Origin of the sequence: Actinokineospora auranticolor (assembly GCF_002934265.1) — a bacterium.
GTDB classification, from domain to species: Bacteria; Actinomycetota; Actinomycetes; order Mycobacteriales; family Pseudonocardiaceae; genus Actinokineospora; species Actinokineospora auranticolor.
Window position 1 is genome coordinate 18,259 of record NZ_PTIX01000029.1, and the last position, 12,285, is coordinate 30,543.

The window sequence follows — 12,285 nt, forward strand, 5'->3', positions numbered from 1 at the left end:
GTGGTGGCGCGTCGCTCGACGACCGTGCGCGGTTCGCGGGGAACGACGTCCGACACCTGACGCGCCACGGTGATCGCACTGTCCTCTTGGGACGATTTCGTCGGCGTGGCCAACCCCAGGTGCCTGCCGTGCGTGCCGCGCTCGGCGGATGCCGCCTGCCCGCAGCCGGGACCGTTCGAGGAGCACGCCGATGTCCACCAATCCGTTCGACAACGAGGACGGGACGTTCCTCGTCCTGGTCAACGCCGAGGACCAGCACTCCCTGTGGCCGGTGTTCGCCGACGTCCCGGCGGGCTGGACCGCCGTGTACGGCCCCGCGGACCGGGCGTCTTGTGTGGACTACGTCGACCGCGTCTGGACCGACCTGCGCCCGCTGAGCCTGGTCGAGCGCATGGCATCGGGGCAGGACTAGTGACCGCGATCCCGCAGGCGGTCGCCACGGCGGTGGCCGACCCCTTACTCGTCGCCGCGGTGGCGGCGAGCCGCGCCGAGCCGCCGTTCGTGCTCTACGAGCGCGATGCCCGGTGGGTCCTGGCCGCGGGCTCCCGCGCCCGGTTGCGGATGGACGGCGCGGGCATCACGTGGACCACCTCGGCAGGGGAGTGGCGCGTCCCGCTGGGCTCAGACCCCTTGCGCCAAGTGGCGGAGCTGCTGGCCGACACCGGTCTGCCGACCTGGCGCGCCTACGGCTGGGCCGCGTTCGAACTCGCCCGCCTGCTGCACCTCGGCCACGCCGACGGCCCGCTGCTCGACCTGGTGATCCCCACCCACGAGCTGCCCATCGGCCGGGACGGCGAGCACGACGCCGTCCCGGCGGGACCGCCCGCGGTCGACGACCGGCCGTGGCCCGCCCCGGCCGCCGGTCTGGCCGACCCGGAGGCGCCGGACCCGGCCTACCTGGCCGCGATCGCCGAGACCGTCCGCGACATCCGGGCGGGCGGGCCGGACAAGGTCATCCTGTCCCGGGTCGTCCCGGTGTCCACGGAGATCGATTTCCCGGCCACCTACCTCGCCGGGCGGCGTGGCAACACCCCGGCCCGCTCGTTCCTGCTCGACCTCGGTGGCCTGCGCGCGACCGGGTTCAGCCCGGAGACCGTGGTCGAGGTGGACCCGTCAGGGCGGGTGTCCACCCGGCCGCTGGCCGGGACCCGCGCCCTGGTCGGCGATCCCGCGCGCGACCAGGCCACCCGCCGGGAGCTGCTCGCCGACCCCAAGGAGATCTTCGAGCACGCGATCTCGGTCAAGCTCGCCCAGGAGGAGCTGTCCGGGGTGTGCGTGCCCGCGTCGGTGCGGGTCGAGGAGTTCATGACCGTGCGCGAGCGCGGCAGCGTGCAGCACCTGGCCTCCCGCGTGCGCGGCGAACTGGCCGCCGGGCGCACCGCCTGGGACGCGTTCGCCGCGCTCTTCCCGTCCATCACCGCCTCCGGCAGCCCCAAGGCCGCCGCGGTCGAGACCATCGGCAGGCACGAGCCGCGCTGCGGCCTCTACAGCGGCGCCGTGCTGACCGTCGGCTCCGACGGCGCCCTCGACGCCGCCCTGGTGCTGCGCACCGTGTTCAGCGCGGGCGGCCGGACCCGGCTGCGCGCGGGCGCGGGCGTCATCGCACTGTCCACACCGGAACGCGAGTGGACGGAGACCTGCGAGAAGCTGCGCAGCGTCTCCCGGTTCCTCGTGCCCGCCGAGCCGAGGGGAGCCGCGAGGTGAGCGCCGTGGACTACGCCGCCCTGCTGGCCGCGGTCGCCGAGTCGACGGAGGAGGAGCCCGAGGACATCACCGCGGACACCAACCTGTTCGAGCTGGGCCTGGACTCGATCGCGCTGATGAGGTTGGTCGGCACGTGGCGCCGGGCGGGTTTCGCCGTCGACTTCGCCGAACTGGCCGCGAACCCGACCCTCGGCGCGTGGGCCGCGCTGCTGGCCGACCGCGCGGGCACCGCCGCCGAGCCCGCGGCGCCCGCCCGCGAACCCGATCCGGACGGCTCGTTCCCGTTGGCCGTGCTGCAGCACGCCTACTGGTTCGGCCGAGCCCCCGGCCAGCGCCTTGGCGGGGTCGCCGCGCACCTGCACAACGGTGTCACGCGCAGCAGGCGGTTCCTGGAGTCGTACGGGCACCGGAAGGCGATCGTGCTGGCCCGGTTCATTCCGGTGGTGCGGACGGTGCTGAACCCGCTCGCCGGGCTCACCGGGGTGCCCGCGAAGGTGTTCACCCGCTGGCAGGTCCTCGGCGGACTGCTGTGGACGCTCGGTGTCACGATCGCGGGTTGCCTGCTTGGCAGCGCCATCCCGAACGTCGACACCTACCTGCTGCCGATCACCGCGGCCATCGTCGTGGTGTCCCTGCTGCCCATCGCCATCCGGCTGGTCCGGCCGGGGAACCGCGCGTGACCACGACGATGCTGGGGTTCGCCGAACGCACCCCGTGGCTGCACACGATCGCGTCGCTCTACACGAACGGGGCGCTCGTGCTGCTGGCCCTGCTGATGGTGGTGGCCTGGCGGCGGGCCCGAAACCGGTCCCCGGCGGCAGGCGCGACGGCGGTCTGGGCGCCGGTGGCCGTCCTGCTGGCCTACGGGGTGAGCAACCTGGTGAAGGTGCTGGTGCGCGAACCCCGACCGTGTCAGGTCCTGCACCTGCCCACCGTCGCACCGTGCGACTACGTCACCGACTTCTCGATGCCCAGCAACCACGCCACGATCGCCGCCGCGGCAGCCGCGGCGATTCTGCTGACCGACCGAGCCCTGGGCCTGACCGCCACCGCCATCACCGTGCTGGTCGGCGTTTCCCGCGTCTACCTGGGTGCGCACTACCCGCATGACGTCCTCATCGGATTCCTCATCGGCGCCGCGATCGGCGTGACCGGCCGGTGGGCCCACCGCTTCCTGGTCGACCGGATTCCCCGCCCGCTCGTCACCACCCGGGACTGACACACCGAGGCGACCCGGATCGCACGGCCGAACCCGTGGCCGAACCGGCGCCTCCGGCGATTGGCCGTGATGCAGTCGATCAGCGGGGCATAGCGCGGCCAACGCCGTGGAATATTCCGTCCTATTGCCGGGAATCCCCGGATCCGGGCCGAGTGGCGTCCGCCGCGGACTCCCGGTCGGCCGCGGGCCGCGGTTCGGGGAGCGCTGCCGGGGTGAGCCGAGCGGCGTCCTCCGGGGCCAGGCCCTCGCTCGGCCGCACCCCGTTCCGGCCACGCTCCCGGCGCCACGCGCTGAACGTCGCGGTCATCGCGATCACCCACGCGGCACCCAGGATGTAACCCGCCAGGACATCGGAAGCGTAGTGCGCCGAGAGCGCCACCCGCGACACGCCGATGCCCAGCACCATGACCACCGCGACCCCCGCGGCGATCCGGCGCCAGGAGATGCTCATCGCGGGGAGGAACACCAGCAGCAGGAACGAATACGACACGACAGCGGACTGCGCGTGTCCACTCGGGAAGCTCATGCCGGAGAAGTGCGCGACCGGGTCCACCACGATCGGCCGGGCCCGGTGCACCAGGGTCTTGACCACCTGGTTGAGCACCGCCCCACCGACCTCGGCGACGACGGCGAACGCGGCCAGGCGGGGGAGTCGCCGGTACAGCAGCCATCCGGTCACGACCGCGAACACGACGAAGTACACCGGGGCCGAGCCAACCGTGCTCAGGAACCGCATCACCCCGGCGAACCACGGGTGTTCCGTGGTGAACCGGTGCAGACCGTCACGGAGCCCGTTGTCCGCCGACAGCAAGGGCGACCACTTGTCCTGGACGAGGAACAACACCAGGCCGAACGGGATGGCGACCAGTGTCAGGGACATCAGCGCCAACACCGTCCGCACGCCGAACCTGGCATCGGACCCACCCATCGCGCCCTTCACCCCCTCGGAGTGCCCACGCCCCCGGCCCAACAGACCCACCTTCACCCGAAAGGTCGACAAACAATGCCCCGGCGCAGGGAACACAGAAGTTCCCAACGCGTCGGCGTGAGCAACACCGCGCTGGTTGATGACAGCCTGACCCGCACGACGATGTGTCCAAAGTGGCCTCAGAAAGCACGAGGATCGACTTGATCGCGAGTCCAGGTGGTCAAGGGCCTGACACGCCGACAGGGTTCTCAGACCTGGACGAGATCACGAATGGTCCGCAACCGGGCGGCTTCAAAGTGGTGTGCAGTCGCCCCGGCGTGGTTCGTGTTGTCCTCAGCCGACACCGCGAAATCGATCGACCGGAACTGCTCCGGAACCGAGAACGACAACGGAAGATCACCGGAGGGCGCGTTCGTCTCCGACACCAGAACCAACTCTCCAACCACCGACATCAACGTCCACCGTGCACTCTGGCCGCACACAGCGAACAACCCACCCAGCAAGACATCCAGTTCACCCGATCCCACAGCGAAGACCCCCCTTTCCATCGACGCACAGCACTGCTCCGACGGCTTGCGAGTGCGCCAGCGGCTATGATCGGTCACCGAGCACCCGGACGCTTGTCGCGCCCAGCTCTCCGCAGGCAGAGGCAGGACCAATACACCGGCAGGGAAACGGGTGTGGCGCCATCGCCGCGCATCGCGGTGTTCTCCGCACTCCGGCTCGGCAATCACCGCCACGCGTTCGACACCCCGGGCCAAACACGACACCCGGTTCCCCAGGCCGGTAGACCGATGTCCGTAAGAAACCGCGGGAGAGGCGATGTCCGACCAGTCCACCGATGTCGGCGACCGGGTAGGGACACTCATCGACCGGTTCCTCCGCCAGCACGTGCGGGTGTTCACCCGGTTCGGGCTGACCGAACACTTCGACCCGGCGCGGGACCTGGTCGCCAACCCCGTCGGGAAGCGGCCTCGGTCCCGGTTCTGCTACTAGGGGTGGCGCGCGGCAGGCGGTACGGGCGACCCGCACACCGTCGACACCATGGGCGGGGCCCTGGAGGTCATCCAGACCGTCCGCATGCTCTACGACGACGTGATGGACGGCGGCCTGACGCGGCGCGGCAGGCCCACCGCGCGAGCCCGGCTGGCCGCGCACCACAAGCGGGCAGGATGGTATGGCGAACCCACCCGCTACAGCGATGTCTGCTCGATCGCCCTTTGGGGTGCTGTGCCAAGGCTGGTCGACCGCGTTGTTGACGGTCTGCCGGACACCGCGGAACTGCGGATCGCGCGGTACAAGAACGGCGCCTACTACATCGCCACGCCGCTGCGCATGGGCCTCGCGCCGCTCGACGTCCTGCCCTAGGCGGGCAGGCACCTGGTCACGCCGCCCGGTGACCGGTCGCGAGGGGTCACCGGGCGGTCGGGTTCACGTGGTGGGCTACTTGGGGCCGTGTCCGGTCTCTTCGCCGGTGATGGTGAAGTTCTTGTCCATCTCGACGGTCACGTGCTTGCCGTCGGTGGTGGTGATGTGGGCCTCGTAGACGCCGTCGGAATCGGTTTCCACGCGGTCGACGGTCGCGCCGGGGTACTTCGCCAGGGCGGCGGCCTTTGCCTTGTCGGCGTCGGCGCCGGTGAGCGGGGTCTCGTTGGCGTTCCCACGACCGCCGTGACCACCGCCGTGTCCGGTCTCCTCGCCGGTGATGGTGAAGTTCTTGTCCATCTCGACGGTCACGTGCTTGCCGTCGGTGGTGGTGATGTGGGCTTCGTAGACGCCGTCGGAATCGGTTTCGACGCGGTCGACGGTCGCGCCGGGGTACTTCGCCAGGGCGGCGGCCTTTGCCTTGTCGGCGTCGGCGCCGGTGAGCGGGGTCTCGTTGGAGCGGTTGCCCTTGCCATCGTGGTCGAAGCTGTCGGTGGACTGGGGCGCTGCCGAGGTCGTCGTGGGCGCGGTGGTCTCGTTCTGGGCACTGGCGGTGCTGATGATGCCGAGCAGGAGACCGCCTGTGATGACAGTGCCCGCGGCGACGATGCCGGTCCATCGGCGGATTCCACGACGGGGTAGGTTCATTTCGGGCTCCTCCATGTGCGGCTGCTGTCGAGCCGATGACACCATCCTGAGGACCTTGGCTGTGGTGGTGCTGTGCGCGGCCTGGGAACCGCCTACGAGCCGACCGGCGTCGATGTCACCCTTCCGGGTGGTCCTCCACGCCGTGCGCAGCGGCCGCACACGATCGCTTCCTACATTGGATGTCGCGCTTCCTCTTGGATACCGCGCAGCGGACGAGCCGAGCGAACCCGGCTGGAGGAGATCCTGTGTCGACTCGACATCCAGGTATCGATGGGCCGGTGCCGGCGATCGGGTACCAGGAGTTGGTGCCGAAAGTCCGGACGGGTCGTCGTGGCCGGGGGGTCGTGGTGACCACGGCGGGGTTGGCGGTGGCGGCCCTCGTGTTGACCGCGTGCGGCACCGACAGTTCGACAGGGACCACGGCGACCACGTCGTCGGGTGCGCGGGGACCCGGCGGCGCCGGGGGCGGTGGTGGTGGGCAGCAGACGTTCACCGCGGTGGACCTGGATACCGACGGCGAGAACGCCTCCGGTGCCAACACCGCCGAAGTGGTGACCGCGGTGCAGTCGTTCCTGTCGACGCTGAGCGACGAGCAGAAGGACACCGCGACGTTCGACTTCACCGACAACGTGTCACGGCAGACCTGGTCGAACTTCCCGGCGTCGAACGTACCGCGCAAGGGAATCGCGTTGACCGACCTGAGCGAGGCGTCGAAGTCCGCGGCGATGGCCGTGGTGAAGACGATGTTGTCGGCCAAGGGCTACGCGCAGGTCGAGGCGATCCAGCGGGCCGATGACTGGTTGCAGGCCAACAGCACCAGCGGCAACGACAGTTTCGGTGACGGGAACTACTACGTCGCCGTGTACGGGACACCGTCGGCGACCGAGCCGTTCATGGTCCAGTTCGGCGGTCACCACCTGGCCCGCAACTACACCTACAAGTCCGGCACGGCCAGCGTCACCCCGGCTTTCACCGGCACCGAACCGAAGGCTTTCACCATCGACAACACCGCCGTCGAGCCGATGAAGGAGAAGGCGGGTACGGCGTTCGCGGTGTTCGACTCGCTCACCGACGCCCAAGACGCCAAAGCCAAGCTGTCGGCCACCGTCAACGACATCATGATGGGCCCCGGCGTGGACAGCGGCAAGTTCCCCACCCCCGAGGGACTTGCGGTCAGCGAGCTGTCGGCCGACCAGAAACCGTTGGTGCGGGCCGCGATCGCCGCCTGGGTCGAGGACGCCGCGCCCGGCGAGGCCGCGTCGCTGCTGTCGACCTACGAGTCGGCGCTGGAGCAGACCCACCTCGCCTACGCCAACAACACCAGCGTCGACGGCGAGAGCACCTACTTGCGCGTCGACGGCCCCCGGGTGTGGATCGAGCTGGTCAACACCCGCAGCCGCAGCACCCCCGACGTGCACTACCACGGTGTGCTCCGCGACAAGAACGACGACTACGGCAGCTCCAACCCCAGCTCCTGACATGCCCGCACCGATCCGGCCGCTCGGGCCGGTGACCGTCGCCCGCAGGCTCCTGCCGGTACTCGGCACGCTGATCGCGTTGCTGCTGTTCGCAACCGTGCGGGCGTCGGCGCACCCCTTGAGCACCAGCGCCGTCCTGCTCGACGTCGACACCGACGAAGTCACCGCCACGGTCCAGCTGCCGATCGACCAGCTCGACGTCGCCCTCGGCACCACCTACACCGCCGATACCGTGCTCGCCCCGGACACGATCGCCCACCTGCGCGCCTACGTCCAACACCACATGTCGGCCACCGGCACCGACGGGCAGACCTGGAGCACCGGTGTGGGCGGCGGCCGGGTCGAGAGCGTCGACGGCGTCGACCACCTCCTCCTCGACGCCACCCTCACCCCCGCCACCGGCACGGTGGGCGAGTTCACCTTCGCCTACGACGCGGTCATCGACCAGCTCGTCTCCCACCGCGCGTTCGTCTCGGCCCGCGACGGGCACGCCGGCGACTACACCACGCTGGCGATGCTGTCCTGGCAGACCACCAGCGTCGTGGTCACCGCCGCCGAGCCCGTCGCCGCGACCGGGTTCCTCTCCTCGGTCGAACTCGGTGTCGAGCACATCGGCGGGGGCAGCGACCACCTGCTGTTCCTCATCATGCTGTTGCTGCCCGCCCCGCTCGTCGCGGGCGGCAGGCGCTGGACCCGCCGCGCCGACCCGCGCCGCGCCGCCCTGCGGGTGGTGCACGTCGTCACCGCGTTCGCCGCGGGCCACTCCATCACCCTCGTGCTCGGCGCCACCGGCTTGATCCACCTGCCGACCCGGCTGGTGGAGAGCGGGATCGCGCTGTCGGTGCTGGTCTCGGCGATCCACGCCATCCGGCCGATCGTGCGTCGCGGCGAGGTGTTCATCGCAGGGTCGTTCGGCCTGCTGCACGGCCTCGCGTTCGCCGCGCTGCTCGCCGAGCTTGATCTCACCCGCGCCAACCTCGTGCTCACCCTGCTCGGGTTCAACGTCGGCATCGAACTCACCCAGCTCCTCGTGGTCGCTCTCGTCATGCCGTCGCTGGTACTGCTCAGCCGCACCACCCTCTACACCCACGCGCGCGTCACAGCCGCCACCGTCGGCGCCCTGCTGGCCGCCGCGTGGTTCGCCGAACGCTCCGGACTGCTCGCGGGCAACCCGCTCGAACCACTCGGGGACCTTCTCGTCGACCACCCCGTGCCGCTGGCAGGCGGACTCATCGCGCTGTCCGTCGGCGCGTACGCGGTCAAGCGCCTGCGCCTGCCCGCGACCACGCCGACGCTCACAGCAGGCACACAGGAACCGTCCATGACCGGCACAGGCCGAGCAGTGACAGTTGACCCATGACAACGCCCGCCCTCGCATCGCCGCCCGCGCCGCGCCCCGTGACGAGCGTCCTCGGGCCGATGTCGATCCCCACCCCCGCCACCCGCCCGGAGCCATGTGCCTCCAGCCAGGAGTCCGAGGAGTCGCGACCGACCTCGGGCGAGCCCCACTCCCGACCGCGCGCCCTCGCCGGGGCGGTGCGGTCGACTCTTGTGGTCCTTGCCCTGGTGGCCGCGGGGTGGTTCGCCGTGCGGAGCCTGCCATCGTGGTCGAGCCTGGTGGAGGCGTTCACCGCGGTCGACCTACCGCTGATCCTGCTGGCCGCCTGCTTGCAGGTAGGTTCGCTGTGGATGTTCGCCAAGCAGCAGCAGGCACTGCTCGCCGGGTTCGGGGTGCGCGTGCCGACCGGGTCGATGCTGGCCATCACCTACAGCCGGTCCGCGATGTCGATGACGTTGCCCGCGGGCACGGTCGTCTCCGCACTGTTCGCCGTCGAGCAATACCGCCGATTCGGTGCGAGCCGGACGACCACCGCCACCGTCACCGTCGCCTCCGGGGTGGTGTCCGCACTGGGACTCGCGAGCATCTACCTCGGCGGGCTCGCGGTCCGCTGGACCCTCGCTCAACCCTGGCACACCCTCCTGCCCGCCCTGCTGGCCATCGGCGCGGCAGCCGCGGTCGCCGTCCACAACAGCCGCACCCGAGGACCGGCCCGGCCACCCGTGCGGGAGAACGACAGCAGCCCCACCCCGCCGGACGCCACGCGCACCCACCGCGCGCTCGTCTCGGTCCGGGCCGCGCTACGCGGCATGCGCTCGGTCCCGCTCCGGTCGTGGCTGTCCGGACTCGGCTACGCCTCCGCCAACTGGACCGCCGACCTGCTCTGCCTCATCACCGTCACCGCGGCCTTCGACGTCACCATGTCACCCGTCGACCTCGGCCTGCTCTACCTCGGCATCCAGCTCGTCCGGCAGATCCCAATGAGCCCCGGCGGAATCGGCGTGATCGAGGTCAGCCTCATCGCGGGCCTCGGCCTCCTCGGCACAGGCATCGCCACCGCCGCCGCGATCACCCTCGTCTACCGGCTCCTGTCCTGCTGGCTCGTCATCCCACCCGGCCTCGCCACCTGGTTCACCCTCAACACCAAACCTGCCGCACACAACGGCAACAACGCTCCCTGACCAACAAGCGGTCGCAGCGTTATCCACCATCTCGACTCCATAACCGCCGTGCGCACCACCATGGGGCCAGCCACCGCTCCAGCAGGAGCACAAGTCGCGCTCAACCGAGACACAAGTCCCGGCCCTTCCCGACACCGTCGGCGTCCACAAGGACAAACTCCATGGTTCCGCGCCGCCTCCGTGCTCAACCGGACGGCCTGCTCGGCGTGCCGGACGAGGTGCTCGGACTGCTGGGTCCGCCGGATCAACTCGTGAGGATCGCTGGGGTGGTCGCCAGCATGCAGGATGTCAGCGAGTCCGGACAGGACCGCGCGGAGTTCGCCCGCGAGTTCGGCGGTGGTGGTACGTGCCCAGCGGTCGTACGTCGGTGGCAGCACGAGGGCGCTGATCAGGCTGCCAATCACCGCGCCCATCGCGGTCTCGACCAAGCGGCCCAACAGCATCACTTCGCGGGTGGCCCCGCCGATGGTCAGTACGAGTACGGCGGAGACGCCGATTCACTTGCCGCTCTCGCCGAAGACCGACAACTTCCCGATCAACAGCCCGGCCAACACCGCCACCCCGAGGGCCACCGCGGGCGCGGGGACCAGCCGTACGGCGAAGAACGCCAGCAGGACCGCGGTGCCCGCAGCGATGACCTGCTGCGCGGAGCCCTTCATCGACCGGTACACGACGAATCCAAGCCATCGAACAAGTCCTTTCACGCCGGCGCATGAACGCGCCGACCAAACCGAATACTGCCTGCCGGGCGCATTATAGGCGCGAGGGGATACACCGCCACGACGCCACAAAAGACAAACACCCAACCGAGTGAACCGGCCACCGGGACGGGCGATAATCGGCTCCACCCGGGCTTCGTAAAGGAATTCGGCTGGGTTCTCCGTCCTTCAGCACGAGGCATCGACTACCGCAAGTCAGAGGTTCGTAGCGGACACACATCACCCGCCGAGAAGTATTTCTATTGCCCTCGCGCAAAGCCGAACAACCGCATCGCGAACCAACTAACAATGTGAATCGCAGTCGAGGGCGGAGTTGAGGGGATCAAATGCCTGGGCTACCTCGCCTGGAGAAAGGCGCTCAGGGCGGTGGCGCGTTCGGTGAGGGCTTCCTCGACCAAGTGGTAACCGGAGTCGATCCCGCAGCCGCGGACGTCGCCCGCCCAGTCGCGCCGGATGGCCAGGGGGCGTCGCACAGGTCTTCCAAGTCGTCGCGAGCGGACCAGGGAACCAAGACCGGGCGAAGCAGGCGACCACCGGCGACGCGGCCGGCCTCCTCGTGGACGCGGTCGGTGATCAGGCCCACGCGGTGGTCCTCCAGCACGGCCCGGGCCGCGTTCCGCTCGCGGCGGCCGTGCGCCATCGGTGTGGTTGTCGGCGCCCGTGATCGCGGGGGCACCGTACCAGCGGATGGGTCGAATCTCCGACCAGGCGTGTCGGCAGTGGCACCGACCGCGACTCGCGGCTAGGGAACCGAGGCACCGCCGCCGCCAGTCATGCATCGCGAAACGTGAATGGATAAACTCAGGTCACCTATCCGGGCGGTTGAGCAGCCAGCTGCCCTCACCGCACGGAGTGGAGGCACCGGCATGTCCATCCTGTTCACGGTGTCGATCGAGCAGACGCCGGACCGAACCGTCCTGCACGCTCGCGGTGAGGTCGACATGGGCACCGTGTCGACCTTGACCGACGCCCTTGACACCGCCCTGACCCATGACCCGGCGCCCCCGGTGGTGGTCGTCGACTTCACCGAGGTCACTTTCCTTGCCTCAGCCGGACTCGCCGCCCTGGTCTCAGCCAACCAGCGGGCCCGGACAACCGGCAGCGGACTCGTCGTGGTCACCCCGAAGGGCAGCGTGACGCGGCGTGCCATCACCGTCAGCAGCCTGGAACATGTACTCACCCTCGCCGAGGAACACGCCGCCGTGGATGTCGAACGGGGTTGATTCTATGCGTGAGTGACGTCGATCAGGTACCGACGCCTACGAACGCGACCGCGCCACGTCAATCACACCTAGGCGCATAAGATCATGATCTGCATCACAGTTCACCACGTTAGGTCGATCCGGGCCAGCGCGACCCTCGACGTCTGCGGCTGACCGATTCCGTCAGGGATGGCGCCAGCCACCATGGCATCATCGGCCGATAGCTCGAGAACGCGCTGGTCGCGCCCGTGATCATCTGCCGCGAGCAGGAGGTGTGCTGGCTGCGACCCGGAAACGACGCTGTGCCAACGAAAACGGCCTGACCCCTTCGGTATGGCGATTGGGGTCAGATCACGCAGCTCCCCACGTGCTCCCCGAAACGATCAACGCCCCACCAACGTGATCCGTTGGCGGGGCGCTGACCTGCAAATATAACCAGTGG

Annotated in this window: 14 protein-coding genes and 1 pseudogene; 10 read left to right on the forward strand and 5 right to left on the reverse strand. The window is 69.7% G+C overall.

Annotated features, from left to right (window positions below):
• Positions 1–190: 190 nt before the first annotated feature.
• Genes CLV40_RS32260 through CLV40_RS32275 form a run of 4 tightly spaced genes read left to right on the forward strand, consistent with a single transcriptional unit; the run spans position 191 to position 2,923 of the window.
• Complete coding sequence (locus CLV40_RS32260; protein ID WP_104482859.1) at positions 191–412, forward strand: MbtH family protein; 222 nt, start codon at positions 191–193, stop codon at positions 410–412.
• A complete protein-coding gene (locus CLV40_RS32265; protein WP_181043877.1) occupies positions 412–1,704 on the forward strand; it encodes a salicylate synthase in 1,293 nt (430 codons plus the stop codon). Before CLV40_RS32260 ends, CLV40_RS32265 begins: the two co-directional genes overlap by 1 nt.
• Complete coding sequence (locus CLV40_RS32270; RefSeq protein WP_245931703.1) at positions 1,701–2,384, forward strand: phosphopantetheine-binding protein; 684 nt, start codon at positions 1,701–1,703, stop codon at positions 2,382–2,384. The genes CLV40_RS32265 and CLV40_RS32270 overlap by 4 nt, the downstream gene beginning before the upstream one ends.
• Positions 2,381–2,923: a phosphatase PAP2 family protein gene (locus CLV40_RS32275; protein WP_104482801.1), complete on the forward strand. Its 543-nt coding sequence runs from the start codon at positions 2,381–2,383 to the stop codon at positions 2,921–2,923. Before CLV40_RS32270 ends, CLV40_RS32275 begins: the two co-directional genes overlap by 4 nt.
• A 121-nt stretch (positions 2,924–3,044) precedes the next feature.
• Here the strand turns inward: CLV40_RS32275 and CLV40_RS32280 are convergent, their stop codons facing one another.
• Together CLV40_RS32280 and CLV40_RS37555 are read right to left on the reverse strand one after the other, a co-directional pair.
• Positions 3,045–3,851 carry a phosphatase PAP2 family protein gene (locus CLV40_RS32280; protein WP_146108329.1) on the reverse strand — a complete coding sequence of 269 codons (807 nt, stop codon included), beginning with the start codon at positions 3,849–3,851 and terminating at the stop codon, positions 3,045–3,047.
• 248 nt (positions 3,852–4,099) lie between these two features.
• A complete protein-coding gene (locus tag CLV40_RS37555; RefSeq protein ID WP_146108330.1) occupies positions 4,100–4,591 on the reverse strand; it encodes a hypothetical protein in 492 nt (163 codons plus the stop codon).
• A gap of 82 nt (positions 4,592–4,673) precedes the next feature.
• On the opposite strand from CLV40_RS37555, the gene CLV40_RS38520 reads away from it, so the two are divergent.
• Positions 4,674–4,847 carry a hypothetical protein gene (locus CLV40_RS38520; RefSeq protein WP_181043878.1) on the forward strand — a complete coding sequence of 58 codons (174 nt, stop codon included), beginning with the start codon at positions 4,674–4,676 and terminating at the stop codon, positions 4,845–4,847.
• 42 nt (positions 4,848–4,889) lie between these two features.
• Positions 4,890–5,219 (forward strand): annotated as a pseudogene (locus CLV40_RS32290) (polyprenyl synthetase family protein); the annotation flags it as partial.
• A gap of 75 nt (positions 5,220–5,294) precedes the next feature.
• Here the strand turns inward: CLV40_RS32290 and CLV40_RS32295 are convergent.
• On the reverse strand, positions 5,295–5,924 hold the full coding sequence (locus CLV40_RS32295; RefSeq protein ID WP_181043879.1) for a PepSY domain-containing protein: 630 nt from the start codon (positions 5,922–5,924) through the stop codon (positions 5,295–5,297).
• A gap of 278 nt (positions 5,925–6,202) precedes the next feature.
• Between CLV40_RS32295 and CLV40_RS32300 the strand changes: the two genes are divergently transcribed.
• From CLV40_RS32300 to CLV40_RS32310, 3 genes are read left to right on the forward strand one after another with little or no spacing between them, the layout of a single operon-like run.
• On the forward strand, positions 6,203–7,402 hold the full coding sequence (locus tag CLV40_RS32300) for a DUF3500 domain-containing protein (protein ID WP_219824169.1): 1,200 nt from the start codon (positions 6,203–6,205) through the stop codon (positions 7,400–7,402).
• Position 7,403: 1 nt separating this feature from the next.
• Entirely contained in the window at positions 7,404–8,762 is a 1,359-nt protein-coding gene (locus tag CLV40_RS32305; protein WP_104482807.1) for a HupE/UreJ family protein, read from the forward strand.
• Positions 8,759–9,922, forward strand: a complete 1,164-nt coding sequence (locus CLV40_RS32310; RefSeq protein ID WP_104482808.1) for a lysylphosphatidylglycerol synthase transmembrane domain-containing protein — start codon at positions 8,759–8,761, stop codon at positions 9,920–9,922. The genes CLV40_RS32305 and CLV40_RS32310 overlap by 4 nt, the downstream gene beginning before the upstream one ends.
• Positions 9,923–10,419: 497 nt before the next feature.
• Here the strand turns inward: CLV40_RS32310 and CLV40_RS38525 are convergent, their stop codons facing one another.
• Together CLV40_RS38525 and CLV40_RS38530 are read right to left on the reverse strand one after the other, a co-directional pair.
• Entirely contained in the window at positions 10,420–10,593 is a 174-nt protein-coding gene (locus CLV40_RS38525; RefSeq protein WP_181043880.1) for a hypothetical protein, read from the reverse strand.
• A 383-nt stretch (positions 10,594–10,976) separates the two neighbouring features.
• Positions 10,977–11,114: a hypothetical protein gene (locus CLV40_RS38530; RefSeq protein WP_181043881.1), complete on the reverse strand. Its 138-nt coding sequence runs from the start codon at positions 11,112–11,114 to the stop codon at positions 10,977–10,979.
• A gap of 393 nt (positions 11,115–11,507) precedes the next feature.
• Here CLV40_RS38530 and CLV40_RS32315 point away from each other — a divergent pair, with 393 nt between their 5' ends.
• Positions 11,508–11,864, forward strand: a complete 357-nt coding sequence (locus CLV40_RS32315) for an STAS domain-containing protein (protein ID WP_219824170.1) — start codon at positions 11,508–11,510, stop codon at positions 11,862–11,864.
• Positions 11,865–12,285 lie beyond the last annotated feature (421 nt).